Source organism: Stenotrophomonas sp. Steno-C15 (assembly GCF_056393265.1).
This window is the reverse complement of the sequence record NZ_JBWJPF010000001.1, coordinates 245,226-271,568: the sequence shown is the minus strand read 5'-3', so window position 1 is coordinate 271,568 and position 26,343 is coordinate 245,226. Positions and strand designations below refer to the sequence as shown.

Genomic DNA, 26,343 nt, shown 5'->3' with positions numbered 1-26,343 from the left:
CGCGCAGCGCCGCCCTCATGCCAGCGGGTCCAGCGTGCCGAGCACGGCCACGCAGGCCAGTACCAGCAGCCCGAGTGCGGCCTCGAAGGTGAGGCTGTGACGCAGCGAGCGCAGCGGGCGGAACTGCCAGCCGCCACGGATGGCGGTGGCGAGTGCCGGCACCAGCCGCCAGCGGTGCAGCGCGGCCAGGCCGAGCATGCCCGCGACCAGGGCCAGCTTGAACAGCAGCCAGCGCCCGTGCGCGGTGTTGAACAGGGTCTGCAGCGAGCCCTGCAGATCCACGTAGGTATAGGTGCCGGTCATCGCCAGCAGGGCCACGATTACCGTACCGGGCAGGGCGAAACCATGCGCCACCTGCCAGAGTTCATGGGTGCGTTCACGCAGGGAAGGGCCCTGGGTGCGCAGGGCCAGATGCAGCACCGCGGCGATCGCGCCGACCCATGCGCCTGCGGCGAGCAGGTGGACGGTCCCGGCGGCCAGGCGCAGCGCACCGCGGATGCCGTCGCCGGCGGCGGCGTGGCCGTTCCAGGCCAGGCTTGCCAGGGCGACCGCCGAGAGCGGCAGCAGGATGACACGGCGTGCCGCGGCCACTTTCGCGCTTGCGGCAAGCAGCGGCAGCATTGCCAGCAGCGCCAGCGCACGCACCAGTGCCGCTTCGCCGACCGGTGTGGCGGTGGTGAACCATGCGACGGTCGCTTGATCGACCGCGGCAAGCGGAAGCCCCAGCACGCCTGTCACCCGCACCGCCGCGTCCAGCAGCACGACTGCCAGCGCGATCACGGCCAGTGGCAGGAAGATGCGACGCGCAGGCGCAGGGCGGATGAACAGCATCCTGCCGAACAGCAGCATCAAGGCCAGGTACAACGCCAGCCGCAGGGCATAGGGAGACAGTTCGATCACCACCGCAGCTTACTTCACGCTGAAACGATAGTCGCCGGTGACGGGGTGGCTGTCCTGGCCGACGGCGCGCCACTGCAGGCGATAGTCTCCGGCAGGCAGCGGCTTGGCGAAACTCACGACCAGCCGGTGACCATCGTCCGACACCTGCTGGGAAAGGGCAGGCATCGCCATCAGGGTGCGGCCATGGGCCATGCTCAGTTCGATGCGGGTGGCGCGCGGCATCACCCGCTCGCTGAAGGTCAGCTCGATGCGGTTGGCAGGCGCGACGCTGGCATCGGCGGCGGGCGTTGCCTTCACCAGGCTGGGGTGTGCAAGGGCCAGCGGAGCGGCGGCGACGCCCGGCAGCAGCAGGAGCAGAGCGGCGGAGCGGCGGAGCGAAGACGACATGGTGGGTGCCTGCAGGAATGGGGCGCTCAGGCTGACGGCGGGCACCTTTCGTGGCCCTGACCCGGACATTACCGATCTGTCAGGTTGGCCGGTGCCGGGCCGACCCGCCCTTCCCATCATGGGCGCGCGCGTGGGCAGGCACGCAGGGCGCGGCGGTTGCACAGGTGGGCCATCGCCAGCAGCCCACCGCCGCAGGCGGTGGCCATGCCGTGCCAGAGCAGCGATTCCTTCAGCGGTGGATACAGCGATGCGGACAACAGCAGGCCAGCCCCAGCCAGGGCCAGTCGCATCGGCAGCCAGTGGCGGTGCCGGCGCAGGCCCGCAGCGGTGCTGGCCAGCGCCAGCAGCGAGGCGAGCAACGCGAACGCCCACTCCCAGCGTGACATCAGCAGCAGGGTGGTCATCAGGGCATGGCCGGGGTGCTGGAACGAGCGCAACGCCATCATGGCCGCCGGGACGAAGGCCAGCAGCAGCGGCAGCGCGATGCAGTGCGCTGCGCAGGCCAATGACAGCCCTGCGCCGGCCAGATCGAAACGGGGATGCCAGCGTGCCGATGCTGGCGGCTGTGGCAGACCCCTTGCAGGAACGGTGGGGATGTGGTCCATAATGTTACATAGTAACACTAACGGTACCCTCATGAAGCTTCCCGCCACGTTTCTGCTGCTGCTTTCTGCGGCGTCCGCCCACGCCCATGAGGTGCGCCAGCAGGGCGCGCATGTGCATGGCCAGGCCACGGTCGATGTGGCGCTCGAACGGGGAACACTGGACCTGGCAATGCAGGCCCCCGGTATCGGCCTGCTCGATTTCGAGCGACCGCCCGCCACCCCGCAGGAGCGCGCTGCGCTCGCACGTGCGAAGGCACTGCTGAAGGAAGGCGCATGGGTCACCCTGCCGACAGCGGCCCAGTGCCGCCTTGCCGCCAGCAGCGTGGCCGCCAACGGATTCGCTGCAGACCCGATGCGCGACGCCGGGCACCACGGCCATGCCGGCTTCAGTGCCGGACTGCGTTTCCAGTGCGCGCATCCGTCCGCGCTGCGGGTGCTGGTGGTCCGCCTGCCGGTGCTGTTCCCTGGCCTGCATGAGGTCATCGTCAACAGCACCACGCCCGCCGGACAGGGACGGCACGTGCTGACCGCCGAGACTCTGCGCGTGGTACTTGCGCAGTGAGTGCGGCGGTCATCGATGTGCAGGACCTGCGCTTCGCCTACGGCGATCGCCCGGTACTGGAGATTCCGGCATTGCGCGTCGATGCGGGCAGCAGCGTGCTGCTGCGCGGTGCCAGTGGCGGTGGCAAAAGCACCCTGCTGGGTGTGCTGGCCGGCGTGCTGCGCGCTCGCCAGGGCCGGGTCGACGTCGCCGGACACTCCCTGCATGCGATGAACGGTCCGGCCCGCGACCGCTTCCGTGCCGACCAGCTGGGCGTGATCTTCCAGCAGTTCAACCTGCTGCCGTTCCTCAGCGTGCGCGAGAACATCGCGCTGGGTCTGCGCTTCTCGCGGCTGCGCAGGCAGCGCGTCGGCGCAGCGCTGGACGAGGAGATCGCACGGCTGCTGCAGTCCCTGCAGATCGACCCGACGCTGATGGACCGTCCGGCGGGCAGGCTCAGCGTGGGCCAGCAGCAGCGCGTGGCGGCGGCACGCGCACTGATCGGGCGGCCGCAGGTGCTGCTTGCCGACGAGCCCACCTCGGCACTGGACCGGCACGCGGCGGACGCGTTCGTGCGCCTGATGACCCGGCAATGCCAGGCCTGCGGCACCACCGCGCTGGTGGTCAGCCACGATGAAAGCCTGCAGCCTCTGTTCGACCGGGTCATCGTCCTGGCCGAGATCAATCATGCCGGAGCTGCCCATGCTTGAACTTGCCTGGGCCAGCCTGCGCAGCCGCGCGCTCAGTGTTGCCCTCACGGTGCTGGTGATCGCCCTCAGCGTGGTTCTGCTGCTGGGCGTGGAGCGGGTCCGCACGCAGGCGCATGAAGGTTTTGCCAGCACCGTGTCCGGAACCGATCTGATCGTGGGTGCGCGCTCCGGACCGGTGAACCTGCTGCTCTATTCAGTGTTCCATATCGGCGATCCGACCAACAATGTCTCCTGGCAGTCCTATCAGGCGCTGTCGGCGCTGCCGCAGGTGAAGTGGTCGGTGCCGCTCTCGCTGGGCGATTCCTGGCGGGGCTACCGCGTGGTCGGCACCACCGGCGGCTACTTCGAGCATTACCGCTACGGTGCCGGTCATGAACTGGTCTTCGCACAGGGCGGGCCCTTCTCGGACCTGTACGATGCGGTGATCGGCGCGGAGGTGGCGCAGGCGCAGAACATCACGCCGGGCGACCCGATCGTGCTGGCGCATGGCACCGGGGCGGTGCCCCTGGCCACGCATGCCGACAAGCCGTTCCGCGTGGTGGGGATCCTGCAGCGCACCGGAACACCGGTGGATGCGTCGGTACTGGTATCGCTGCCGGCGATCGAAGCCATCCACATCGACTGGCGTTCCGGCGTGCAGCTGCCCGGCCAGCATGTCAGCGCGGAGCAGGCGCGGCGGCTTGATCTGACCCCGACCAGCATCACCGCCTTCATGCTTGGCCTGAATACCCGCATCGCGACGTTCTCCGTGCAGCGCACGATCAATGACTATCCGGAGGAGGCGATGCTGGCGATCCTGCCGGGCGTCACCCTGCAGCAGTTGTGGCAATCGTTGGGCACGGCCGAGCGGGCACTGCGGTTGATCAGCGCGATGGTGGTGCTGCTGGGAATGGTCTCGCTGGTAGCGCTGCTGGTATCAACCCTGCAGGAGCGGCGCCGCGAGATGGCGGTGCTGCGCGCGGTCGGCGCGCGTCCGCGCTACATCGCCGGTCTACTGGTGGTGGAGGCGGTGGCGACCAGCGCGCTGGCGTGCGGGCTGGCACTGGCGGCGCTGGTGCTGGCCAGTGCCGTGGGGCGCAGCTGGGCGCTGGCGCAGTATGGCCTGTCGATCACCCACGTCTGGCCGGATGCGCGCGAGCTGGGCTGGGTGGCGGGCCTGCTGCTGGTCAGCGCCGTGGCGGGCCTGCTGCCGGCCGCGCTGGCCTACCGGCGCACGCTCGCCGACGGTTTGGCGTCGCCGGGATGAGCATGCGCCGGCTGGGTGGCTTGCCAGTGTTGCTGATGCTGGTTGCCTGCGAGCGGCCGGTCGACACCGGCGTGCAGGCGCTGCCGCCACCGGTGGCGGATCAGGGCGCAGCGACCGTGGAAGAGCAGGAGCTGGACTGGCTGCAGATGATGCCCGCCGACGAGCTGGCGGCGCTGGAACGTGGCGAAGGCCCTGAGGTGGAACACAACGGCAGCCGACGCATGCCGCAGTTCGGCACGTTCCGCACCGTCGACGCCGTACTGCAGCGGCCGGTGCGCCTGCCGGGCTACGTGGTGCCGCTGGCCAGCACTGCGGAAGGACGGCTCAGTGAATTCCTGTTCGTCCCGTATTACGGCGCCTGCATCCATGTGCCACCACCGCCGCCGAACCAGATCGTGCACGTGGTACTGGACCGGGCAATCGAGATGCCTGACATGTACGCTCCGTTCTTCCTGGCCGGAAACCTGCACGCCGAGCGCCTGGACGATGAGCTGGCAGGCTCTGCCTACAGCATGCGCGATGCACGGCTGAAACCCTATGCGCCGTGATCGCCTTGCATGGCTCGCTGGATGCGCGCTGCTGGCCGGATGCGCCCGCGTGCCCGACGGTGCCGGACAGCACCCTGCACCGTTGCCGGCGGCGGCGCCGTCTCCGTCGGCACGCCCGATCGACCGCTGGGATGCCCTGATGCCGGACGAGGACCGTTTCCAGCGACCGCCGCCGCAGATCGGCCTGTCACGCGACGGCATGGCCGGCGTCGGTGGCCTGATTGACGACAGCGGCGCCGGCACGCCGCCCGGTCAGGCGATCGACCACTCCCGTCCGGAGCGCGCCCGGCAGTTCGGCTCTTCGCGCGTGGTGGCATCGGTGGATGGACGTGCGGTGGACCTGGACGGTTACGTCGTGCCCCTGGGCACCACCGACGATGGACGCGTGGACGAGGTGCTGTTCGTCCCTTTCTATGGTGCCTGCATCCATGTACCCCCACCACCGCCGAACCAGATGATCCACGTGACGTTGGCCACGCCGATCACGCTGGGTGCGCTGTGGGACCCCTATCGACTCGCCGGGAGGGTGCAGGTCAAGCGCTTCGACGCCGACATCGCCAGCGCTTCCTACGATGTGGCGGCCGCCACACTGACGCCGATCCACAACTGATGCGCGGGCGTCCACTACTGGCGATGGCGCTGCTGGCGGTGACAGCCACGGCGGTCGGGTGGCTGTACCTGCGGACAGCGCAGCCGCAGCCGCCGCAGGCCACTTCCGTGGCGCCCACCGATGAGATGCGGCAGCGGATCGAGCGGCGGATGGGGGACGATGCGGCCTTCCGCAACGACGTGGCATTCCTGCTGGTGGCAACCCTGCGCGACCGCTGCCGGCCGGCAGAGGCAGGGCTGCTCGCGCGCATGGCCAACCGTGCCGCGCTGCCGGTACTGGGCGCGGTGAGTGCGGTGACTGCGGAGGATCCAGGCCTTGACCGTCCCATCTACCGTTACATCCAGCACCGCGCCGACAGTGCCCGCTGCACGGATCCGCTGCCCCTCGCAGCGGCCGGTGGCCGCGTGCTGCACGTCGATATCGAGCAGTATGCTCGCACCTTCCCGGACAGCTACTTCGATCCCACGCGCAGCAGGGCGCCGCGGGATTTCGGTGGGCATACGCTGCGCGAGCGGGCCTCCAACGCATGCAACAGCGTGGTTTATTCGGTACTGCCGCTCGGCGACGCGGACTGGCGCTGTGCGTCGCTGCGGGCGAACGCGCGGGCCCGGGTGCGCAGCCTGTGCGAGGACGAGCTGCGGCGCCAGCACGGTGACATCGCGGGCGAACTCGACATGGCCGTGGGGCAGGGCATGCAGGAACAGGTGGTCGCGGCGGTGGCGGCGTTGCCGGTGGACTGCAGGTAGCACCAGCGGCGCCTGCCGGGGCTGAACAGCGCCTGGGTCGAAACCTGAACGTGTCGCTGCAGGGCTATAACTATACAGGACATCCGGTATAGTTAATGGAGCCTTCTTGCCCAGGTTTGTTTCCCATGGCCTTGTCCCAGTCCTTGGCCGATGCTCCGGCTCTGTCCCGTGCCCGGCGCTGGTCGCTGTTGTTCACGGTGGCCGCCGGCCTGCTGCTGGTGACGCTGGACAACTCGGTGCTGTACACGGCGCTGCCCACGCTGACGGCAGAACTTTCCGCCAGCGCGGGTCAGGCGCTGTGGATCATCAATGCCTATCCACTGGTGATGGCTGGCCTGCTGCTCGGTGCGGGCACGCTGGGCGACCGCATCGGTCACCGTCGCATGTTCCTGATCGGCCTGGTGGTCTTCGGCGTGGCTTCGCTGGCGGCAGCGTTCTCTGTCACCGCAGCGCAGTTGATCGCTGCCCGTGCGCTGCTCGCCGTGGGCGCCGCGGCGATGATGCCGGCCACGCTCGCGCTGATCGGCCTCAGCTTCCATGAAGAGCGTGAGCGCAACATCGCCATCGCGATCTGGGGCTCGGTGGCGATCGTCGGCGCCGCACTCGGACCGATCATCGGTGGCTGGCTGCTGCAGCATTTCTGGTGGGGATCGGTGTTCCTGGTCAACGTGCCGGTGGTGATCGTGGCCTTCGTCGCGACGCTGCTGCTGGCGCCGGAGGGGCAGCGCGACACGTCCCGGCCGTGGGATCTGCTGTCCTCGCTGCTGGCGCTGGCGGCGCTGTCGGGGCTGGTGCTGGCGATCAAATCGCTGATCGCCACGCCGCCTTCCTATGGCCTCGGCGCGGCGGCATCGGTGCTGGCGCTGGCGGCGGGCGCCGCGTTCGCCCGCCGCCAGCGGCGCCTGCCGCATCCACTGCTGGACTTCGCGATCTTCCGCAATCCGGCATTCCTGGCCGGTACGCTGTCTGCGGTGTTCACCCTGTTTGCGATGGCGGGCCTGCAACTGCTGACCACCCAGCGTTTCCAGCTGGTCGCCGGATTCACGCCATTGCAGGCGGGCCTGCTGGTATCGGTGGCGGCGCTGGGCAGCCTGCCCAGCGCGCTGCTCGGCGGCAGCATCCTGCACCGCGTCGGCCTGCGTCCGCTGATCTGCGGCGGACTGGCCGCGGGGGCACTGGGAGTGGGCGTGGTCGCGTTCGGTTTTCCGCACGGACTGGGCTGGGTCGTCGCCGGCATGGCGATCACCGGGTTCGGCATGGGCTCGGCAATCTCGGTCGCATCCACCGCCATCCTCAACAACGTGCCTGCGCACCGTGCGGGCATGGCGTCCTCCGTGGAGGAGGTCTCCTACGAATTCGGCGGCCTGCTGGCGGTGGCGATGCTGGGCAGCCTGGGCGCAGCGATGTACGGCGCCTTCCTGCCGGTATCGGCGGATGTTCCGGCACTGGCGCGGGAAGGATTCGCCCAGGCGCAGCAGGTCGCCCGCGAAGCCGGCCCGGGCGAGTGGTTCGCCGGCGCCACCGCCGCCTATGACCGCAGCTACCAGATCGTGCTGCTGGTCATCACCGCGGTGCTGGCCGTGGGTGCAGCGCTGATCGCGCGCCTGCTGCGCGGGCGGGCGGGGAGCCGCGAGGGAGCGGCCGATCGCGTAAAGTAGTGCGATGAGAACCAGCAAGCGCCAGCGCATCCTCGATGCCGCCGTCAACGTGATCAATCGAGACGGCGTGCGCGCGGTGACCTTCGAGTCGGTGGCGGCAGAAGCCGGCCTCACGCGCGGCGGCCTGCTGTATCACTTCCCGTCGCGCGAGGCACTGCTGCGCGGCATCGACGAGCACCTGGTGCACAACTGGGAGGCGTCGATGGAAGCGCTGCTCGGCAAGCGTGCCAGCGAGGCCACGGCGCTCGAGCGCTATCAGACCTTCGTCCGCGTGTCGGCGCAGAGCGCGACGCGCGCCGAGCTGATGTTCATGCTCGAATCGGTGGACCCGGAGGCCGGTGAGCGGCCATGGAGCCCGGCCGTGCAGCGCTGGGCGCCATCGCCGCCGCCGGCCGGCGTGGTTGATCCTGCGGCGCTGGACAATTTCGTGGCACGGTTGGCGGCCGATGGGCTGTGGATCTACGAGGCCATGTACGAAGGACAGCTGGACGACGCGGTGCGCGCCCAGGTGGCCGAGCGCATCGCGGGCCTGTTGTCACCCGGCCGATGATGGGGGTTGCTCACTGACGATGGCGGGTCCCGCCATGGCCGCGTTCATGCCGTTGGCATGTCTTCCGACCGCAACCGCTCTGGATGGGTGTACACATTGAATCCACTGCCGCGGGCGAAGCCGACCAGGCACAGCCCTGCGCTGCGCGCCAGATCGATCGCCAACGCCGTTGGCGCGGACACGGCGGCCAGTACGCTGGCACCGGCGCGCACTGCTTTGCTGACCATCTCGTAGCTGGCCCGGCTTGAAATCAGCAGCAGTCCACCGTCGATGGCGTGCTCGTTGTGATGCAGGGCGCCGATCAGCTTGTCCAGTGCATTGTGACGGCCCACGTCCTCGCGCACCCAGCCGATGCGCCCGTTGGCGTCGGCCCAGGCGGCCGCGTGGGTGGAGCCGCTGGCCGCATTCATCGGCTGGTGCTGCGACAGCGTGGCCAGTGCCCGCTGCAGGGCCGCCGGCGCGTAGGTCCGTCGTTCGCGTACCGGGGGCAGGGGCCGCAGCACATCCTCGAGCTGCCGTGTTCCGCACAGGCCGCAGCCGCCACGGCCAGGCAGCAGGCGGCCATCGGCCGGATCCAGACCGGCGCCCGGTGCCTCGGCGGCAACCGTCATCCGCAGTTCGATGCCTTCCAGCTGCGGCGCCACATCGATCGAGAGCAGCTGCGTCGGCGTGGTGATCAAGCCCTCGCTGAGCGAGAAACCGAGCGCAAAGTCCTCCAGGTCACAGGGCGTGGCCATCATCACCGCGAACACGGTGCCGTTGTAGTGCAGCGCTACCGGCACCTCTTCGGCGACCACGTCGGCCTGCGCCTGCACCTGCAGCCCGCCCTCACGCCAGCGCTGCAACGTGCGCTGCGCGGTGCCGGCGGGCGGAGAGGGCGGCGGGGGCGAGTCAGCCATGCGGAGTGTCCGGACAGAGTGAGCGTGTCATGGGCTGCTGGCCCACGCCCCGAGGATAGCGCAGTGCGTCCGTGGCAATGCAGCAGACTCCGTTGACCCGGAGGGGGCGCGCCGGAAGATTCGGGGCGGCTCTGGCGAAGCGGTCCCGGGCGTGCTTGACTCTGTCTGTCGTGCCCTTCGCAGTCTCGTCTCCTGGCGCCAGGTCTTCGAACATGTCCGAGCAGAAACCACCCCGTTACAAGCCCTACAACCAGCCCGCAGGCGGCTGGGGTGCGGCCGGCGCCACCGCCCGGGTTCTGCTGCAGCAGAGCGTGATCGGCAACGGCTCCAGGGCACTGCTGGCGATGAACCAGCCCGCTGGCTTCAAATGTCCCAGCTGCGCCTTCCCCGACGCCGACGAGCGCAGGAAACTGGAGTTCTGCGAGAACGGGGCCAAGGCACTGGCCTGGGAGGCGACCCGGTTCCGCGCGGATCGCGAGCTGTTCGCGCGTTATACCGTCAGCGAGCTGATGGAGCGGACCGACTACTGGCTGGAAATGCAGGGGCGGCTGACCGAGCCGATGCGTTACGACGCAGCCACCGACCACTATGTGCCATGCAGCTGGGACGAGGCGTTCGCACTCATCGGCCGTCACCTGCGGTCACTGGACAGCCCGCATCAGGCCGAGTTCTACACGTCGGGCCGCACGCCGAACGAGGCGGCGTTCCTGTATTCGATCTTCGTACGCGAGTTCGGCACCAACAACTTCCCCGATTGTTCGAACATGTGCCACGAGCCGACCAGCCGTGGCCTGCCACCTTCCATCGGTGTGGGCAAGGGCACCATCGTCCTGGAGGATTTCGAGCACGCCGAGGCGATCTTCGTGATCGGCCAGAACACCGGCACCAATTCGCCGCGGATGATGGGCAACCTGGTCGAGGCGCGCAGGCGCGGCGTGCCGATCGTGGCGGTCAACCCGATGCCCGAGCGCGCCCTGATCCGGTTTGCCGAGCCGCAGGATGTGGTGCAGATGGTGACCTTCGGCTCCACCGAGATCAGCAGCGAATTCGTGCATATCCGCATCGGCGGTGACCTGGCGCTGATCAAAGGCATGATGAAGGTGATGTTCGAGCGAGAGGCACAGGGCCAGCGCGTGCTCGACCATCGGTTCCTGGATGAACACACGGTCGGCCTGGAGGCCTTGCGCGCGGACGTGATGGCGCAGGACTGGGACGACATCGTCAGGGTCTCCGGCATCTCGGAGGCGCAGATCCGGCGCTGCGCCGAGATCTACATCCGCTCCAATGCCACGGTGATCTGCTATGGCATGGGCCTGACCCAGCACCAGTATGGTTCGCGGCTGCTGCAGCAGGTCGCCAATCTGCTGATGCTGCGCGGCAACTTCGGCAAGCCGGGGGCGGGGATCGGCCCGATCCGGGGTCATTCCAACGTGCAGGGCGATCGTACCGTCGGCATCGACGAGAAGCCGGCGGCAGCGTATCTGGATCGCCTGCAGGAGGTGTTCGGTTTCAATCCGCCGCGGGAGCACGGGCATCATGTGGTCGAGTCGATCGAGGCCATGCTCGATGGCAGCGCCAGGGTGTTCGTCGGGCTGGGCGGCAATTTCATCCATGCCGTGCCGGACACGCCCCGGGCCTACGAAGCCATGCGCAGCCTGCAGCTGACGGTGGGTATCGCCACCAAGCTCAACCGCGGGCACCTGGTGCATGGCCGCGATGCGCTGATCCTGCCGGTAGTGGCGCGCTCGGAACGTATCGTCACGCCCGCAGGCGAGCAGTTCGTGACGATCGAGGATGCGATGTCGAACGTGACCGCTTCGCGCGGTGTTCTTGAGCCGGCCAGCGACCAGCTGCTGCCGGAGGTCGAGATCGTCTGTCGCATGGCGATGGCGACGCTGCCGGACAGCAGGGTCGACTGGGCAGGTTGCAGGCATGACTATGCGCGGATCCGTGACCTGATCGCTGCCGTGTACCCGCAGATCTATGCAGGCTTCAATGAGCGCATCCGGCAGCCGCACGGCTTCCATCTGGACATTGCACCGCGCCGCCGGGTGTGGCCCACCGCCAACGGCAAGGCCAACATCCTGGTGATGCCGGGCCTGGATGTGGACGACCCGGTGCACGATCCGGACATGCTGCGACTGGCCACGGTGCGTTCGCATGACCAGTTCAACACCACCATCTACAGCTACAACGACCGCTATCGCGGCGTATACAACGATCGCAGGGTGGTGTTCATGAACATCGAAGACCGGCTGGCACGCGGTCTGGAGAAGGAGGCGCGGGTCAGCCTGGAGACGCTCAGCGCAGATGGCGTGCGGCGTCGCATCGACGGGCTGACCGTGCTCGACTACCCCATGCCACGGGGCGCGCTGGCGGGCTACTACCCTGAGTTGAATGCGCTGCTGCCGCTGGACTACTACGATCGCCTCAGCGGCACGCCTGCGGCGAAGTCGATTCCGGTACGCATGCGGGCAGACACAGGCAGCGCGGACACCGCATAGGGTCGGGCGGCGGCCCAGCCTGCCACGCCCATCGGCTATGATGCCTGCGATGAATGCTGCTGCTCTCCTGCTGCGCTGGCTGTTGCTCGTTGCCCTGGTGCTGACCACACCGGGACTGGCGCGGGCTGCATCGGGCGACGGTGGACAGGGCGACACGGAGTACTGCGCCGCGTCGCATGAGACGGCCGTGGATCCGGCCGGATGCTGCGGCGATCGATCATCGGGCGACTGCGCAGCCAGTGAGTGCCCGTGCCCTCCGGCGTGTACCGGCGTGCCTGCGACCTCTTCCGCCGTGGCGATCACACCCTGGCGCGAGGCGCCACGCGCTGCCCTTGCACGACGGCCTGTGCCGCCGCCCCTGACCGACGCGTTGCGACCTCCCATCGTGTGATGGCCTGCAGGCGCCAGCCGCCTGTTGTCCTGCCTGTCCCATTCCCGATTTTCCCGCGCCTTCGATGCGTGGGTCGCGGGCGTTCCGCCCGCATGCACAAAGGAACCAACACGATGAACCGTTCTCTCTCTCTCGGCCTGCTGCTGGCCAGCATTCTGTCCGGCGCCGGCTGCGCCCGTGCAGCCGAAGAGGTGGCCGCGGCGCCGGGCCATGCCCACGCAGCGGCCGATGCCGCCTCCGTCCCCGATGCGCAGCTGCCGACCGCCATCGTCCACAAGACCGCCAGCTGCGGTTGCTGTGGTGTCTGGATCGAACACCTGCAGGCCGCGGGCTTCGCGGTGGACGTACGGGATACCGATGACATGAACCCGATCAAGCAGCGCCTGGGTGTGCCGGTCGGCAAGGGGTCCTGCCATACCGCCGAGGTCGGCGGCTATGTGGTGGAGGGGCACGTTCCGGCCGAGGACATCAAGCGGCTGCTGAAGGAGCGTCCTGCGGCGCGTGGACTGGTGCTGCCGGGCATGCCGGCCGGTTCGCCCGGCATGGAGATGCCCGACGGTTATGTGCAGCCGTACACGGTGGAACTGGTGCGCGGTGACGGCAGCACCGAGCCGTTCGCCCACCACGGCCAGGGCGGCTGAGGGTCGCTGCTGCTGTGGCGGCTCACAGGCCGCCACGGCTTCAGTGCGCGTTGTCGCGTTCCCTGGCCAGCTGTGCCTCGAAACTGCGCTCGGCTGAATCCGCGTAGGCGCTGCAGCGCATCGCTGCAGCACTGGCCTTGGCGCCTGCGGCATAGTCCCAGCCGCTGGCGCCAGGATGCGGGGTCAACAGCACGTCGCAGGGCAGGCGGCGCACGGTCGCGAAGCTGCGGCGATAGTCCTCGATCAGGTGCGGATAGCGGGGATTGCCCTGCAACCGGTAGCCCGGCGCACTGAGGCTGTCCGCATAGGCGATGCGTACCGGCCTGCCATCGCGGGTGTCGTTCCAGGTCCAGGCGGTGCTGCCCGGTGTGTGACCCGGCATGAAATGCGCGGTGAAGTGCATTCCGCCCAGCGACACGACCTCGCCGTCCATCAGGATGCGGTCGGCATTGGTCGGAGGGAAGGTGATGTCATCGCCGAAGTGCAGATCGTTGCTGCCCCCGCGCGCCAGCAGGACGGCCGTTTCGGCGTTGCTGGCGATCTGCGCGCCGGTGCGGCGCTTGAGTTCGGCCACCGCACCGGCGTGGTCGGCATGGGCATGGCTGAGCAGGATCCAGCGCAGCTGCTGCGGTGCGACGCCGCGCTGCTGCAGGTTGGCCAGCAGGTGATCGGCCATCTGCGGCATGCCGCCATCGATCAGCACCGCGCCGTCGTCGGTCTGTACCAGCAGTGCGGTCAGGTTTTCGGTGCCGATCTGCCAGGTGTGGTCGGAGATCTGCAGCGGCCTCATCGGCTGCAGCCATGAAGCATCCACCGTGTAGGCCCGCAGCTGGGGCAGGGGCGGCTCTGCTGCGTGTACCGGCGGGACCGCCACGGCAAGGACGAGGGCAGGCAGGAGAGAGCGCATCGTGAGGGTTCGCTGGGAGGAGGCGCAGAAACTAGCATGGGCCTCGTCGGTCGCGTTCCGCATAGATTTCATGGCTCCCATAAGGCTAGGCGAGCCCGGCCCGCAGCCGGTCGTACAGGCGGACCAGGTCGACCAGCGTACGCGCGCCCATCTTGCGCATCACCTGGGCGCGGCGCACCTTCACCGTGATCTCGCTGACGCCCAGGTCCGCAGCGATCTGCTTGTTGAGCCGGCCCCGGACCACGCCATCCACCACGTCGCGCTCGCCGGCCGACAGCGACTCCCAGCGCTGCTGCAGGGCGCCCAGTTCGTCGCCTTCGCGGCGGCGCTGGCGATCGATGTCGATGCCCTTGTGGATCGCATCCAACAGTTCCTGGTCGCGGAAGGGCTTGGTCAGGAACTCGATCGCACCGTCCTTGATCGCGTTGACACCCATCGCGATGTCACCGTGGCCGGTGATGAACACCACCGGCAGGTGCAGGCCACGCTGGCGCATGCCGCGGTGGAATTCCAGGCCGCTCTGGCCCGGCATGCGCACATCCAGCACCAGGCAAGCGGGCGCATCCAGCAGCGGTTGTTCGAGGAACGCCTGGGTGGACGCGAAGCCCCGTACCTGCAGGCCCATCGAGGCCAGCAGATCCTCCAGCGCCGCGCGCACCGAGGGATCATCGTCGATCACGTACACGATGGGCGCCGGCTCGACGGCCGGTGCAGCGGGTCTACGCATGGCGGTCCCCGATGGCAACAGGCAGGTCGAACACGAAGCAGGCGCCACCGCCGGCAACGCGTTCCGCGCGGATGTGGCCGTCATTGGCCTCGATCATGGAGCGGCTCAAGCTCAGGCCCAGGCCGAGGCCGCTCGACTTCGTGGTCCAGAACGCCTCGAACACGCGCTCCGGCTGTTCCGCCGGCAGGCCGATGCCACGGTCGCGCACGCTCAGGGTGATCCGTTGCCCGTCGCGCCGGCTCAGCAGTGACAGCCGGCGTTCGGCCACCGTTACGCCTTCCATCGCATCGACGGCATTGAGAATCAGGTTGCCGATCACCTGCTGCACCTGCACGCGGTCGGCCTGCACCGGCGGCAGGTCCGGCTCCAGCAGCAGGGCCACGGTCACCCCATGCTGGTCGAGTTCGCTGCGCGACAGCGCAAGCATTTCCTCCACGGCCTGATTCAGGTCGAAGGTGTCGCGCTGGGGTGCCGCACCCCGGGTCAGTCCGCGGATGCGGGCGATCACATCGCCGGCACGATGCGCGTCGGCGAGGATGCGTGACAGCGCCTGCCGTGCCTTGTCAACATTCGGCGGTTCCTGCGCCAGCCAGCGCTGGCAGGCGTCGGCGCTGCTGGCAATGGCCGCCAGCGGCTGGTTCACCTCGTGCGCGATGGACGTGGTCAGCTCACCGACGGTGGACGCGCGGGCGACCCGCAGCAGGCGTGCCTGCGCCTCCTGCACGGCGGCCTTGGCGGCTTCCATTTTCAGCGCCAGCCAGGTGGTGATGGCGATCACCAGCATGCCGATCACCGAATTGACCAGACCGATGCGGTAGGTGCCGAAACGCGTCAGCACGAAGCTCAGGCCGGTCAGGGCGACACAGGCCACGGCCAGGGCCAGCAATCCGCGCGGCGAAAGTACCCGCGAGGCTGCCAGGATCACCGCCGCATAGAAGCAGGCGGCTGCCACCGCATAGTCCGTCAACGTGTCGAGCAGGAAGATCGCCACTACGGAGACGATCAAGGCCAGCAGCACCAGTGGACGGCGGGACGACAGCGAAGGCATCGGGACAGCTCCCTGGCGGGATGGAAAGGATAGCAAAGCCGGCTCTGCCTCCTGTGGCTGGGCGTGTGCACCTGGACGGCAGCGGCTGCCGCGCTGCACGTGCGCGCGATGATCTCGCGTCACTCCTCCAGGCTGGCATTCCAGAACCCCTGCAGGACGCCGGGCGTGGTGGATAACGCCGCCAGGACCGCATCCAGCTCGTCGCCATCGGCGGTGGTGGCATACAGTACCGCTTCGATCTCCACATCGCGCTCGCCGAAGGGATGGTGGTCCACCGCGCGCACGGGGTACTGGGCCTGTTCCAGCAACAGCAGCAGGCGATCCAGTACCTCGGCCTGCTGTTCGCGCTGGCAGACGACATTGATGGCATAGACGGCTTCGCTGAACGTCTCCGGCAAGGGCTGCCGCTGGATGCGGTTGACCACCGGCCGCAGCAGCGTGTTGGCGGCGAGCACGAACAGCGTGGCCATCACCGCCTCCGGCAACAGCTTGATGCCGGCACAGGCCCCCACTGCCGCCGAGCCCCACAGGGTGGCGGCGGTGTTCAGGCCCGAGACCTGCGCGCCCTCCTTCATGATCGCGCCCGCGCCCAGGAAGCCGACACCGGAGATCACGTAGGCGACCACGTGCAGCGGCGACGGCGGCCCGCCGTACAGGTCGTGGAAACGGACAGCCAGGTCGACGAACACCGCCGCGCCGACGGCTACCAGCGTGTTGGTGCGCAGCCCTGCGGTACGTTGGCGCAGCTGGCGCTCCAGGCCGATGGCGGCACCGAGGACGAAGGCGGTGGACAGGCTCAGCAGCGAGCCGAGCGTGGCGCCGGCGTTGAACGCGGGCAGGTTCAGGTTGATCGCGGACATCAGGATCTCCCCAGGCACGGCCGGCAACGCCTACTGCCAGCCGTAGCGACGGATGTAAAGCTTCTTCAGTGCAGTGGTCAGTGCGGCATAGCCGAACAGGATCGCCACCAGGAACGGCCAGTACCCTGCCGGCAGTGCCTGCAGCCTGAAGTAGGCGGCCAGCGGGCTCATCGGCAGGATCACGCCCAGGGCCATGATCAGTCCCGTCATCAGCAGCAGCGGTGGCGCGGCGATGCTCTGCAGGAACGGCAGCTTCGGCGTGCGGATCATGTGCACGATCAGGGTCTGGGTCAGCAGGCCGACGACGAACCAGCCTGACTGGAACAGGCCCTGGTCGGCGGGTGTGCGAGCGTCGAACACATACCACATCAGGGCGAAGCAGCTGAGGTCGAAGACCGAGCTGATCGGTCCGAAGAACACCATGAAGCGGCCGATGTCGGCCGGGTTCCATTTCAGCGGCTGCCGCACCAGGTCCTCGTCCACATTGTCGAACGGAATGGCAATCTGCGAAACGTCGTACAGCAGGTTCTGCACCAGCAGCTGCAGCGGCAGCATCGGCAGGAACGGCAGGAAGGCGGACGCTACCAGCACCGAGAACACGTTGCCGAAGTTGGAGCTGGCGGTCATGCGGATGTACTTGAGCATGTTGCAGAAGGTGCGCCGGCCCTGGATCACGCCTTCCTCCAGCACCATCAGGTTCTTTTCCAGCAGGATGATGTCGGCCGCTTCCTTGGCGATGTCCACGGCGCTGTCGACGCTGATGCCGATGTCGGCGGCGCGCAGCGCGGGCGCATCGTTGATGCCGTCGCCGAGAAAGCCGACCACCTTGCCCTGCGCGCGCAGCTGGCGTACCAGTCGTTCCTTGTGCAGCGGCGTCAGGCGGGCAAACACGCGGTGGTGCTGCAGGGCGTGTGCCAGCGCTTCATCGCCCATGCGTTCGATCTGCGGGCCGGTCAGGATCGTGTCCGCGTCGAGTCCGACCTGGGCACAGACACGGGCGGTGACCAGTTCGTTGTCGCCGGTGAACACCTTGACCTCGACGCCATGCATCGCCAGTGCCTGCAGTGCCTGTGCAGCCGATTCCTTGGGCGGATCAAGAAAGGCCACGTAGCCGATCAGGGTCAGTCCACATTCGTCGGACTGGGTGTAGGTCGCCTGCTGCGCGCTGGTTTCCTTCATCGCCACCGCCACCACCCGCAGGCCCTGTTCGTTCAGTTCCTCGGTGGTCTGCCGGACCCGCGCCAGCCGCCGTTCGTCCAGTGGCATGTCGTGGCCGTTCTCGCGCACGGTGGAGCACACCGCGAGCATCTCCTCGACCGCGCCCTTGCAGATCAGCTCATGGTGATTCCCGCATTCGGATACCACGACCGACATGCGGCGGCGCTCGAAGTCGAACGGTATCTCGTCCACCTTCCGGTAGTCCTGGCTCAGGCGCAGCGAGCTCTGCAGTTCCACGTGCTCCAGCACGGCGCGGTCCAGCAGATTGATCAGGCCGGTCTGGAAGTGGCTGTTGAGATAGGCGAACTTCAGCACGTCTTCCGAGTCACGGCCGAACACGTCGGTATGCCGTTCCAGGGCGATCCGGTCCTGGGTGAGCGTGCCGGTCTTGTCGGTGCACAGCACGTCCATGGCACCGAAGTTCTGGATGGCGTCCAGGCGCTTGACGATCACCTTGCGGCGCGACAGCAGCACCGCCCCCTTGGCCAGGGTGGAGGTGACGATCATCGGCAGCATTTCCGGGGTCAGGCCGACCGCCACCGACAGGGCAAACAGGAAGGCTTCGGTCCAGTCACCCTTGGTCCAGCCATTGACCAGCAGCACGAACGGCACCATCACCAGGGCGAAGCGGATCAGCAGCCAGCTGACACTGTTGACCCCGGCCTGGAAGGCCGTGGGCGCACGGTCGCTGGCGATGCTGCGCTCGGCCAGAGTGCCGAAATAGGTGCGGTTGCCGGTAGCCAGTACCACTGCGGTGGCCGTGCCGGAGACCACGTTGGTACCCATGAACAGCAGGTTGTGCTGATCGAGCAGGCCGGCCTGCGCATCGCCCGGATGGGCGAACTTCTCCACCGGCAGTGATTCCCCGGTCATGGCCGCCTGGGCCACGAACAGATCCTTGGCCGACAGCACCCGGCAGTCGGCCGGAATCATGTCGCCGGCCGAGAGCACGAGGTGATCGCCGGGTACCAGCTCGCGGATCGGCAGGTCCAGCAGCCGTGAGGGCCGCCGGCTGTGCAGGTGCGCACCGAAGTACTGATCGGCCAGGTCTGCCGCTTCCGTTCCAGGGGTGCGCCGCAGTACACGCGCCGTGTTCCCCACCAGTGCCTTCAGCCGTTCAGCGGCGCGGTTGGAGCGCCCTTCCTGGACGAAGCGGATCAGGGTGGACAACAGCACCATCGCGCCGATCACCACCGTGGCCTTCGCATCCTCCGTCAGCCAGGAGACCGCTGCCAGCACGGTCAACAGCAGGTTGAACGGATTGCGGTAGCACTGCCACAGGTGGCGCCACCACGGCAGCGGCTTTTCGTGATCGACTTCGTTCGGGCCGAGGGCGGCCAGCCGTACGTCCGCCTCGTGCTGGCCCAGGCCATCGGCGTGCGAGTCCAGCCTGCTCAGCAGGTGCGCTTCATCGAGCTGCGCCAAGGTGACCAGTCCGGCGGTGAGGTTGAACGGTACGCTCCCGCTGTTGCCGGGACCGAAGCCGGCTTCGGGCATCGCCCGGCGCCGGAACAGGTTGCCGGCGCGCCGGCTGCGCAGGAAAGCGTTGAACCAGGCATTGAGCAGGCTCATGGGGAACTCCTTGATGGGGCCGGCGCAGGACCGGCACGCACGGGCAGGGCGTCGCTTTGCCGTTCAGGCGGAGCGCAGGGCCAGTACGTCAGGCGACCAGGGCTGCATGCGAAGGCGCTGGCTGCCGCCGATGCACAACGGCTTCATCGCGTCGCGGAGGGGGCAGGGCAGATGGCGCAGGACGCTGATGCGCTCGCTGATCGGCAGCAACGAAAGGACGTCGGCCACCACGCGTGGCGAGCCCAGCGCCAGCGAACGGGCAAACAGCACTGGGCCATGCACCCACAGCTGGCTGCGCAGGGCGGTGACATCGCGCGTACCCATCAGGCGGCGCAGGGTGATGTAGAGGGTCTTGCAGGACATGGGGCACTCTCCAGGCAGGTGCGCCTGGCGGCCCCCCGCACTCACGCAGGCAGGGACCGGCCGCCAGGCGCCAGGTACGGGCGGAAACAGGCAGGCAGGGGCGCGTTGCGCCCGGCAGGGTCGGGATCCATCGGCGTCTCCGTGCAGGTGGGAAGGGGCTGCCGGGCGCGTTTCCCGGCGGTGGTGCCATTGTCGGCCGCTGGCCGGGCACGGCCTAGAGGCCCGTGGGTTAGCGTCGCTATACCTTGGTATAGCGGCCGCAGTCGAAGCTGACGGAATTGTCAGGCAGGCGACAGCATGGTGCCGGAGGTTGCCACCCAGGATGACGGCAGGCCTGCGCAGACCGGCGCGGGCACCGGATTGGACCCCCTGCCATGCGATTGCCTGATGTCACTGCGCTGCTGCGCCGCCGCCACCTCGCGCTGGGAGCGGCACTGCTGGTTGCCCTGTTGCTGGCGATGTTGTTCCACGGCGTTTCCCGCGGCGACGCACAGCCCAGCGCGGCGCCGCCACCGGTACCGGTGGTCACCACGCGCGTCGAGCAGCGTGATGTCCCGCACTGGCGAAGCGGCGTCGGCACGGTGCAGTCGCTGCAGAGCACCGTGCTGCGCCCGCAGGTGGATGGCGTGCTGACCGAAGTACTGTTCGAGGAAGGGCAGAAGGTGCGCAAGGGGCAACTGCTCGCGCGTATCGATGATCGCGCCATCCGTGCCGGTCTGGGCGGTGCACAGGCGGCGCTGGTGCGCGACCGCGCCACGCTGGACGCGGCGCGCTCGGATCTGTCACGGCTGCAGCATCTGTCCAGCGACCAGCTGGTGTCGCGGCAGATGCTGGAGCAGCAGGCCGCCACCGTGCAGCAGTTGCAGGCCACCGGCCGCGGCAACCAGGCTGCGGTGGACGCAGCGCAGGTGCAGCTCTCGTATACGCGCATCGTGGCGCCGATGGACGGCCGCATCGGTCTGCGCCAGGTGGATCCGGGCAATCTGGTGCGCGCCAGTGACACGCAGGGGTTGGTGACCGTGCAGCAGACCGATCCGATCTCGGTGGTGTTCGCGCTGCCGCAGGACGCGCTGCCGCAGCTGCGACAGGCGCTCGCCGCAGGCGGCGCACAGGTGCAGGCACTGGACCGCGAGGGTGGCCAGCTGCTGGCTGAGGGCACGTTGCAGGTGATCGACAACCAGGTGGACGAGGCCTCCGGTACGGTGCGGCTGCGCGCGCGCTTCAGCAATGCGTCCGACCAGCTGTGGCCCGGGCAACTGGTCAGCGTGCGGGTGCGCACCGGCCAGAGCACGGGCGCGCTGGTGCTGGATGCCGCGGCGATCCAGCGTGGCGTGCAGGGCAGCTTCGTCTACCGCGTGGTCGCTGATGGCAGCGTGGAATCGCTGCCGGTCACGGTCGGTGAACAGGACGGCGGGCAGGTGGTCGTGCAGGGTGAGCTGCGGGTCGGCGATGTGGTGGTACGCGATGGACAGTCGCGGCTGCGGCCGGGCACGGTGGTGGCCGAGGCCAAACCCGCCGCGGCGCCTGCAGCGGTCCGGCGCGGGGCGGCACCGTGAGCGCGCGCACCTCGCTGTCCAGCTGGTTCGTTCATCACCCGGTCGCCACGACCCTGTTGACCCTGGCGGTGGTGCTGCTGGGCGTGGCAGCATTGCCGCGCCTGCCGGTGGCGCCGTTGCCGGAGGCTGAGTTCCCGACCATCCGGGTCAATGCCAATCTGCCCGGTGCCAGCGCCGAGACCATGGCCTCGGCGGTGGCCACGCCACTGGAAACCCAGCTGACGGGCGTGCCCGGCATCATCGAGATGACCTCGACCAGTGCACTGGGCAGCACTTCGATCACCCTGCAGTTCGATCTGGAAAAGAACATCGACACGGCCGCGCAGGAAGTGCAGGCGGCGATCAACGCCGCCGCCGGCCGCCTGCCCAGTGAACTGCCGAACATGCCGACCTGGCGCAAGGTGAATCCGGCCGACAGTCCCATCCTGGTGCTCAGCGTGGTGTCGACCCAGATGTCGATGACCGAACTGAGCGATCTGGCCGAGAGCCGCCTCGCACGCTCGATCAGCCAGATCAGCGGCGTTTCGGAGGTCGGCATCGTCGGCCAGCAGCGTCCGGCGATCCGCATCCAGGCCCAGCCGGAGCGGCTGGCGGCGATGGGCCTGACCCTGTCCGACCTGCGTGGCGTGGCGCAGAACGCCAGCCTCAACCAGGCCAAGGGTGCATTGATGGGCGAGCAGCGCACGTCCACCTTCGAAGCCAACGACCAGCTGTTCAGTGCCCAGGACTACCGGCGCCTGGTCGTTGCCTATCGTGACGGCGCACCGGTGGCGCTGGGTGATGTCGCGCAGGTGATCGACGGCGCCGAGAATGCCTACGTGCAGGCGTGGCCCAACGGCCAGCCTGGGGTCGGCCTGATCATCAGCCGGCAGCCCGGCGCGAACATCGTGCGCACCACCGATGCGGTGCTGGCCGCCTTGCCGGAACTGAGCGCGAACCTGCCGGCCAGCGTCGATGTGGAGGTGCTCAACGACCGTACACGCACCATCCGCGCGTCGCTGCACGAGGTGGAGCTCACCCTGGTACTGACCATCGTGCTGGTGGTGCTGGTGATGGGCCTGTTCCTGCGCCAGCTTTCCGCCACGCTGATCGTCGGCGCGGTACTGGTGGTCGCACTGGTGGCGACCTTCGCCGCGATGTACGTGGCCGGCTTCAGCCTCAACAACCTGACCTTGGTGGCACTGGTGGTTGCGGTCGGCTTCGTGGTCGACGACGCGATCGTCGTGGTTGAGAACATCCACCGTCACCGCGAGGCCGGGCTCGGTCCGGTGGACGCCGCCCTGAAGGGCGCCGGCGAAATCGGCTTCACCGTGGTCTCGATCAGCCTGTCGTTGATTGCCGCCTTCATCCCGCTGCTGTTCATGGGCGGGGTGGTCGGGCGCCTGTTCGCCGAGTTCGCGCTGACCATCACCGTGGCGATCCTGATTTCCATCGTCGCCTCGTTGACCCTGGCACCGATGATGGCCGCGCACCTGATGAAGCGCATGCCGGCGCACCGGGACAGCGAGCGGACCCTGGCCGGGCGCCTGCTGGCCGGCTACGACCGCAGCCTGCAATGGGCCCTGCGCCGCCAGCGGCTGGTGCTGGCGGGCTTCGGCCTGACCGTGGCGGTGGCGGTAGCCTCGTACATAGTGATTCCCAAGGGCTTCTTCCCCCTGCAGGACACCGCCTTCGTGTTCGCCACCACCGAGGCGGCGCAGGACATCGGCTACGAGGACATGGTGGCCAAGCACCAGCAGCTCGCGCGCATCGTTGCGGATGATCCGGCCCTGCAGGCCTACAACCACGCGGTCGGCGCCACTGCCGGCAGCCAGACGCTGTCCAACGGCCGCTTCTGGTTCGTGCTGAAGGACCGCGGCGACCGCGATGTGGACGTGCACGGCTTCATTGACCGGGTGCGGGCGAAGATGGCCAGCGTGCCCGGCATCACCGTGTACATGCGCGCGGCGCAGGACATCAATCTCGGCGCCGGGCCGGCGCGGACGCAGTACCAGTACGCCCTGCGCGGACAGGACAGCCGCGAACTGTCGCAGTGGGCCGAGCAGCTGACCGAGCGGCTGCGGGGCCTGCCGCAGCTGCGCGACGTGTCCAATGACCAGCAGGTCGGCGCCAGCGTGACCCGGCTGGAGATCGACCGCACGGCAGCGGCGCGCTTCGGCCTGACCGCCAACGACATCGACCAGGTGCTCTACGATGCCTTCGGCCAGCGCCAGATCAACGAGTTCCAGACCGAAACCAACCAGTACCGGGTCATCCTGGAAATCGCGCCGGGCATGCTGGGGCAGGTCGATGCGCTGTCCTACTTCCACCTGCGTTCGCCACTGACCGGGCAGATGGTGCCGCTGTCGGCCGTGGCCCAGGTGCAGCCTCCGGGCAATGGTCCGCTGTCGATCAGCCACAACGGCATGCTGCCGGCGGTGAACCTGTCCTTCAATCTTGCCCCCGGCGTTTCACTGGGCGAAGCGGTCGGCCTGGTGGAGCAGGCGCAGGCGCAGATCGGCATGCCTGCCAGCATCAGCGGCCGCTTCCAGGGCACGGCACAGGCCTTCCAGGAGTCGCTGGCCAGCCAGCCGCTGCTGATCCTCGCGGCCCTGCTGGCGGTCTACATCATCCTCGGCGTGCTGTACGAGAGTTTCGTGCACCCGCTGACCATCCTGTCCACTCTGCCGTCGGCCGGCATCGGCGCGGTGCTGATGCTCTGGCTGTGGGGGCTGGACTTCTCGATCATGGCGCTGATCGGCATCGTGCTGCTGATCGGCATCGTCAAGAAGAACGGCATCCTGATGGTCGACTTCGCCCTCGACGCACAGCGCAACCGCGGGCTGGCGCCGCTGGAGGCGATCCACGAGGCCTGCCTGACCCGGTTCCGCCCGATCATGATGACCACGCTGGCCGCGTTGCTCGGTGCCATTCCGCTGATGATCGGTTTCGGTACGGGTTCGGAACTGCGCCAGCCGCTGGGCGTGGCGGTGGTCGGTGGCCTGCTGATCAGCCAGCTGTTGACCCTGTACAGTACCCCGGTGATCTACCTGGCCCTGGACCGCCTGTTCCTGCAGCGTCGCCGCGAGCGCAGGGAGGCGGCGGGCGCTGCCCTGGCGGACCCTGGATGAAACTGCTGATCGTGGAAGATGAAGGCAAGACCGCCCATTACCTGCGCACCGGCCTGGGCGAGCAGGGCTGGGCGGTGGATCTGGCTGCGGACGGTGTCACCGGCCTGCATCTGGCGCGCGAGTTCGACTACGACGTGATCGTGCTGGATGTGATGCTGCCGGGCATGGATGGCTTCAGCGTGCTGCGCGAGCTGCGCCGCAGCAAGCAGACACCGGTGATCATGCTGACCGCGCGGGACCGCGTGGATGATCGCGTGCACGGCCTGGGGCAGGGCGCCGACGACTACCTGGTCAAGCCGTTCTCGTTCATCGAACTGCTGGCGCGGCTGCAGGCCCTGGTGCGGCGTGGGCGCCAGCAGGAGCCGACCGAACTGCAGGTGGGCGATCTGCAGGTGAACCTGCTGGCCCGGCGGGCCTACCGCGATGGCTCGCGGCTGGACCTGACCGGCAAGGAGTTCGCGCTGCTGGCGCTGCTGGCACAGCGGCGGGGCCAGATCCTGTCCAAGACGGTGATCGCCGCCCAGGTCTGGGACATCAATTTCGACAGCAATACCAATGTGGTCGAAGTGGCGATCAAGCGCCTGCGCGGCAAGATCGACGGTCCTTACCCGAGCAAGCTGCTGCATACCGTGCGCGGCATGGGCTACGTGCTGGAAGTGCGCGAGGACGAGGGTGGGCGGGGATGAGGATGTCGATCGCCCAGCGCCTGTCGGCGATGTTCGCGTTGGCCGCACTGCTGGTGTTTGCGCTGCTGGGCGTGGGCGTCTATGGCGTGCTCGAGCGGCAGGTGGTGCGCTACCAGCATGCGGAACTGCAGACCAAGCTGCACGCGGTCAGTGGCAGCGTCGCGATCTGCGACAGCACCGAGCGCTGGAACAAGGTGCGCGAGAAGGTCGGCAACCTGATCTCCGGGGACCGCGACACCCTGGTCTGGGCATGGAGCGAGAACCCCACATTCCGCATCGGCCAGGCAGAGCCGCAGGTGCAGGCCCCCGGCAAGGGTGACAACGGCATGGGCACGCTGCCGCGTGAGGGCGGGCACCCGCTGCGCACGCTGTATGAGCGGGTGCCGGGCAAGGGCGCGCGACCGGATGTGGACCTGTGGATCGGCATCGACTCGGAGCCCTATACGCAGGCGCTGCAGCGCTTCGGCGTTGCGTTGTGGGTGGCCGGCGGGCTGGGCGTGCTGCTGGTGGCCGGGCTTGGCTACTGGATCGCCCGGCTGGGGCTGGCCCCGCTGCGGGCGCTGTCCAACGAGGCACGCTCGCTCAGCCCGCAGCGGCTGTCGCAGCGCCTGGCCGCGCAGGGACTGCCGGCCGAACTGGGCCACCTCACGCAGGCCTTCAACGGCGCGCTGGATCGGTTGGAAGCAGCGTACACGCGGCTGGACGGGTTCAACGCGGACGTCGCGCACGAGCTGCGCACCCCCCTGGCCAATCTGATGGGACAGACCCAGGTGGCCCTGTCCCGTCCGCGTGATGTGGCGGCGCTGCAGGAGGTCATGCAGTCCAACCTGGAGGAACTGGAGCGCCTGCGTGCGATCGTCAACGATATGTTGTTCCTGTCGCGGGCCGGCCAGGGCGATATCGCGGTGGAAACGCGTCAGGTCCAGCTGGCAGACGAGGTCGCCACCGCCGGTGAATTCATGGAATTCCTGTTCGAAGAGGCCCAGCTGACGTTGCATGTCGAAGGCGACGCCACCGCCCGCATCGATCCGTCGTTGTTCCGCCGCGCGCTGACCAACCTGTTGCACAACGCCGTGCAGCATGCGCGTCCAGGCAGCGACGTGCGTGTGCAGCTGCAGTCCGAAGGCGAGGGCGTGCGGGTGGCCGTGCTGAATGAAGGCAACGGCATCGCCGCCGAGCATCTGCCCCTGCTGTTCGAGCGCTTCTACCGGGTCGACCAGGCCCGTGAGTATCGGGGCGAGCGCCATCACGGGCTGGGGTTGTCCATCGTCAAGGCCATCGCCGCACTGCATGGCGGCGAAGTGTTCGTGGCCAGTTCGGACGGCCTGACGACGGTCGGCTTCACCGTGGCACGGTGAAG

24 protein-coding genes are annotated in these 26,343 nt (G+C 68.4%); 14 read left to right on the top strand and 10 right to left on the bottom strand.

The window, feature by feature from the left end:
- Positions 1–15: 15 nt before the first annotated feature.
- The 3 genes from copD to AC06FB_RS01200 form a co-directional block, all read right to left on the bottom strand.
- The gene (gene copD / locus AC06FB_RS01210; RefSeq protein WP_346480230.1) at positions 16–900 is read right to left on the bottom strand and encodes a copper homeostasis membrane protein CopD; all 885 of its coding nucleotides are present in this window, start codon (positions 898–900) and stop codon (positions 16–18) included.
- Between the two features lie 9 nt (positions 901–909).
- Positions 910–1,287, bottom strand: coding sequence for a copper homeostasis periplasmic binding protein CopC (copC, locus tag AC06FB_RS01205; RefSeq protein ID WP_053516266.1), 378 nt, complete (start codon positions 1,285–1,287; stop codon positions 910–912).
- A 116-nt stretch (positions 1,288–1,403) separates the two neighbouring features.
- On the bottom strand, positions 1,404–1,892 hold the full coding sequence (locus tag AC06FB_RS01200) for a MerC domain-containing protein (protein WP_340044585.1): 489 nt from the start codon (positions 1,890–1,892) through the stop codon (positions 1,404–1,406).
- Between the two features lie 31 nt (positions 1,893–1,923).
- Between AC06FB_RS01200 and AC06FB_RS01195 the strand changes: the two genes are divergently transcribed.
- From AC06FB_RS01195 to AC06FB_RS01160, 8 genes are all read left to right on the top strand, one after another.
- On the top strand, positions 1,924–2,454 hold the full coding sequence (locus tag AC06FB_RS01195) for a ZrgA family zinc uptake protein (RefSeq protein WP_346480231.1): 531 nt from the start codon (positions 1,924–1,926) through the stop codon (positions 2,452–2,454).
- Entirely contained in the window at positions 2,451–3,143 is a 693-nt protein-coding gene (locus AC06FB_RS01190) for an ABC transporter ATP-binding protein (protein WP_193395843.1), read from the top strand. Before AC06FB_RS01195 ends, AC06FB_RS01190 begins: the two co-directional genes overlap by 4 nt.
- Positions 3,136–4,389 carry an ABC transporter permease gene (locus tag AC06FB_RS01185; protein ID WP_081284414.1) on the top strand — a complete coding sequence of 418 codons (1,254 nt, stop codon included), beginning with the start codon at positions 3,136–3,138 and terminating at the stop codon, positions 4,387–4,389. Before AC06FB_RS01190 ends, AC06FB_RS01185 begins: the two co-directional genes overlap by 8 nt.
- 2 nt (positions 4,390–4,391) lie before the next feature.
- Positions 4,392–4,937: a DUF3299 domain-containing protein gene (locus AC06FB_RS01180; protein WP_164152801.1), complete on the top strand. Its 546-nt coding sequence runs from the start codon at positions 4,392–4,394 to the stop codon at positions 4,935–4,937.
- A complete protein-coding gene (locus AC06FB_RS01175; RefSeq protein ID WP_346480233.1) occupies positions 4,927–5,547 on the top strand; it encodes a DUF3299 domain-containing protein in 621 nt (206 codons plus the stop codon). The genes AC06FB_RS01180 and AC06FB_RS01175 overlap by 11 nt, the downstream gene beginning before the upstream one ends.
- Positions 5,547–6,293 (top strand): hypothetical protein, encoded by a 747-nt coding sequence (locus tag AC06FB_RS01170; protein ID WP_253118521.1) that lies wholly within the window; start codon positions 5,547–5,549, stop codon positions 6,291–6,293. The genes AC06FB_RS01175 and AC06FB_RS01170 overlap by 1 nt, the downstream gene beginning before the upstream one ends.
- Before the next feature lie 125 nt (positions 6,294–6,418).
- The gene (locus AC06FB_RS01165) at positions 6,419–7,951 is read left to right on the top strand and encodes an MFS transporter (RefSeq protein ID WP_478053280.1); all 1,533 of its coding nucleotides are present in this window, start codon (positions 6,419–6,421) and stop codon (positions 7,949–7,951) included.
- Between the two features lie 4 nt (positions 7,952–7,955).
- On the top strand, positions 7,956–8,501 hold the full coding sequence (locus tag AC06FB_RS01160) for a TetR/AcrR family transcriptional regulator (protein WP_065182328.1): 546 nt from the start codon (positions 7,956–7,958) through the stop codon (positions 8,499–8,501).
- Between the two features lie 44 nt (positions 8,502–8,545).
- Here AC06FB_RS01160 and fdhD read toward each other — a convergent pair whose 3' ends face one another.
- Positions 8,546–9,400: a formate dehydrogenase accessory sulfurtransferase FdhD gene (fdhD, locus tag AC06FB_RS01155; RefSeq protein WP_164152761.1), complete on the bottom strand. Its 855-nt coding sequence runs from the start codon at positions 9,398–9,400 to the stop codon at positions 8,546–8,548.
- A gap of 212 nt (positions 9,401–9,612) precedes the next feature.
- On the opposite strand from fdhD, the gene AC06FB_RS01150 reads away from it, so the two are divergent.
- Together AC06FB_RS01150 and AC06FB_RS01145 are read left to right on the top strand one after the other, a co-directional pair.
- A complete protein-coding gene (locus AC06FB_RS01150; RefSeq protein ID WP_478053279.1) occupies positions 9,613–11,904 on the top strand; it encodes an FdhF/YdeP family oxidoreductase in 2,292 nt (763 codons plus the stop codon).
- Positions 11,905–12,408: 504 nt separating this feature from the next.
- The gene (locus tag AC06FB_RS01145; protein ID WP_460255747.1) at positions 12,409–12,936 is read left to right on the top strand and encodes a DUF411 domain-containing protein; all 528 of its coding nucleotides are present in this window, start codon (positions 12,409–12,411) and stop codon (positions 12,934–12,936) included.
- A gap of 40 nt (positions 12,937–12,976) precedes the next feature.
- On the opposite strand, the gene blaL1 is transcribed toward AC06FB_RS01145, so the two are convergent.
- The 6 genes from blaL1 to AC06FB_RS01115 form a co-directional block, all read right to left on the bottom strand.
- Positions 12,977–13,843, bottom strand: coding sequence for a L1 family subclass B3 metallo-beta-lactamase (gene blaL1, locus AC06FB_RS01140; protein ID WP_478053278.1), 867 nt, complete (start codon positions 13,841–13,843; stop codon positions 12,977–12,979).
- 85 nt (positions 13,844–13,928) lie between these two features.
- Complete coding sequence (locus AC06FB_RS01135; protein ID WP_478053277.1) at positions 13,929–14,570, bottom strand: response regulator transcription factor; 642 nt, start codon at positions 14,568–14,570, stop codon at positions 13,929–13,931.
- Positions 14,563–15,618, bottom strand: coding sequence for a sensor histidine kinase (locus tag AC06FB_RS01130; protein ID WP_478053276.1), 1,056 nt, complete (start codon positions 15,616–15,618; stop codon positions 14,563–14,565). Before AC06FB_RS01130 ends, AC06FB_RS01135 begins: the two co-directional genes overlap by 8 nt.
- 119 nt (positions 15,619–15,737) lie before the next feature.
- Positions 15,738–16,478: an MgtC/SapB family protein gene (locus AC06FB_RS01125; protein ID WP_065176105.1), complete on the bottom strand. Its 741-nt coding sequence runs from the start codon at positions 16,476–16,478 to the stop codon at positions 15,738–15,740.
- A 30-nt stretch (positions 16,479–16,508) separates the two neighbouring features.
- A complete protein-coding gene (mgtA, locus tag AC06FB_RS01120; RefSeq protein WP_478053275.1) occupies positions 16,509–19,268 on the bottom strand; it encodes a magnesium-translocating P-type ATPase in 2,760 nt (919 codons plus the stop codon).
- A gap of 63 nt (positions 19,269–19,331) precedes the next feature.
- Positions 19,332–19,631 carry a hypothetical protein gene (locus AC06FB_RS01115; protein WP_197571384.1) on the bottom strand — a complete coding sequence of 100 codons (300 nt, stop codon included), beginning with the start codon at positions 19,629–19,631 and terminating at the stop codon, positions 19,332–19,334.
- A gap of 374 nt (positions 19,632–20,005) precedes the next feature.
- On the opposite strand from AC06FB_RS01115, the gene AC06FB_RS01110 reads away from it, so the two are divergent.
- Genes AC06FB_RS01110 through AC06FB_RS01095 form a run of 4 tightly spaced genes read left to right on the top strand, consistent with a single transcriptional unit; the run spans position 20,006 to position 26,341 of the window.
- Positions 20,006–21,187, top strand: coding sequence for an efflux RND transporter periplasmic adaptor subunit (locus AC06FB_RS01110; RefSeq protein ID WP_053515919.1), 1,182 nt, complete (start codon positions 20,006–20,008; stop codon positions 21,185–21,187).
- Positions 21,184–24,297, top strand: a complete 3,114-nt coding sequence (locus AC06FB_RS01105; protein WP_053515917.1) for a multidrug efflux RND transporter permease subunit — start codon at positions 21,184–21,186, stop codon at positions 24,295–24,297. Before AC06FB_RS01110 ends, AC06FB_RS01105 begins: the two co-directional genes overlap by 4 nt.
- Positions 24,294–24,983, top strand: coding sequence for a heavy metal response regulator transcription factor (locus tag AC06FB_RS01100; protein ID WP_053515914.1), 690 nt, complete (start codon positions 24,294–24,296; stop codon positions 24,981–24,983). The genes AC06FB_RS01105 and AC06FB_RS01100 overlap by 4 nt, the downstream gene beginning before the upstream one ends.
- A complete protein-coding gene (locus AC06FB_RS01095; RefSeq protein WP_478053274.1) occupies positions 24,980–26,341 on the top strand; it encodes a heavy metal sensor histidine kinase in 1,362 nt (453 codons plus the stop codon). Before AC06FB_RS01100 ends, AC06FB_RS01095 begins: the two co-directional genes overlap by 4 nt.
- Positions 26,342–26,343: the final 2 nt, after the last annotated feature.

Bases quoted from the DNA above. Each gene is read 5' to 3' on its own strand.
- AC06FB_RS01115 (WP_197571384.1), bottom strand. From the start codon at position 19,631: ATGTCCTGCAAGACCCTCTACATCACCCTGCGCCGCCTGATGGGTACG.
- AC06FB_RS01135 (WP_478053277.1), bottom strand. From the start codon at position 14,570: ATGCGTAGACCCGCTGCACCGGCCGTCGAGCCGGCGCCCATCGTGTAC.
- AC06FB_RS01110 (WP_053515919.1), top strand. From the start codon at position 20,006: ATGCGATTGCCTGATGTCACTGCGCTGCTGCGCCGCCGCCACCTCGCG.
- AC06FB_RS01125 (WP_065176105.1), bottom strand. From the start codon at position 16,478: ATGTCCGCGATCAACCTGAACCTGCCCGCGTTCAACGCCGGCGCCACG.
- AC06FB_RS01095 (WP_478053274.1), top strand. From the start codon at position 24,980: ATGAGGATGTCGATCGCCCAGCGCCTGTCGGCGATGTTCGCGTTGGCC.
- blaL1 (WP_478053278.1), bottom strand. From the start codon at position 13,843: ATGCGCTCTCTCCTGCCTGCCCTCGTCCTTGCCGTGGCGGTCCCGCCG.
- AC06FB_RS01130 (WP_478053276.1), bottom strand. From the start codon at position 15,618: ATGCCTTCGCTGTCGTCCCGCCGTCCACTGGTGCTGCTGGCCTTGATC.
- AC06FB_RS01200 (WP_340044585.1), bottom strand. From the start codon at position 1,892: ATGGACCACATCCCCACCGTTCCTGCAAGGGGTCTGCCACAGCCGCCA.
- copC (WP_053516266.1), bottom strand. From the start codon at position 1,287: ATGTCGTCTTCGCTCCGCCGCTCCGCCGCTCTGCTCCTGCTGCTGCCG.
- AC06FB_RS01175 (WP_346480233.1), top strand. From the start codon at position 4,927: ATGCGCCGTGATCGCCTTGCATGGCTCGCTGGATGCGCGCTGCTGGCC.
- mgtA (WP_478053275.1), bottom strand. From the start codon at position 19,268: ATGAGCCTGCTCAATGCCTGGTTCAACGCTTTCCTGCGCAGCCGGCGC.
- fdhD (WP_164152761.1), bottom strand. From the start codon at position 9,400: ATGGCTGACTCGCCCCCGCCGCCCTCTCCGCCCGCCGGCACCGCGCAG.
- AC06FB_RS01100 (WP_053515914.1), top strand. From the start codon at position 24,294: ATGAAACTGCTGATCGTGGAAGATGAAGGCAAGACCGCCCATTACCTG.
- AC06FB_RS01150 (WP_478053279.1), top strand. From the start codon at position 9,613: ATGTCCGAGCAGAAACCACCCCGTTACAAGCCCTACAACCAGCCCGCA.
- AC06FB_RS01160 (WP_065182328.1), top strand. From the start codon at position 7,956: ATGAGAACCAGCAAGCGCCAGCGCATCCTCGATGCCGCCGTCAACGTG.
- AC06FB_RS01195 (WP_346480231.1), top strand. From the start codon at position 1,924: ATGAAGCTTCCCGCCACGTTTCTGCTGCTGCTTTCTGCGGCGTCCGCC.
- AC06FB_RS01180 (WP_164152801.1), top strand. From the start codon at position 4,392: ATGCGCCGGCTGGGTGGCTTGCCAGTGTTGCTGATGCTGGTTGCCTGC.
- AC06FB_RS01145 (WP_460255747.1), top strand. From the start codon at position 12,409: ATGAACCGTTCTCTCTCTCTCGGCCTGCTGCTGGCCAGCATTCTGTCC.
- AC06FB_RS01185 (WP_081284414.1), top strand. From the start codon at position 3,136: ATGCTTGAACTTGCCTGGGCCAGCCTGCGCAGCCGCGCGCTCAGTGTT.
- AC06FB_RS01170 (WP_253118521.1), top strand. From the start codon at position 5,547: ATGCGCGGGCGTCCACTACTGGCGATGGCGCTGCTGGCGGTGACAGCC.
- AC06FB_RS01165 (WP_478053280.1), top strand. From the start codon at position 6,419: ATGGCCTTGTCCCAGTCCTTGGCCGATGCTCCGGCTCTGTCCCGTGCC.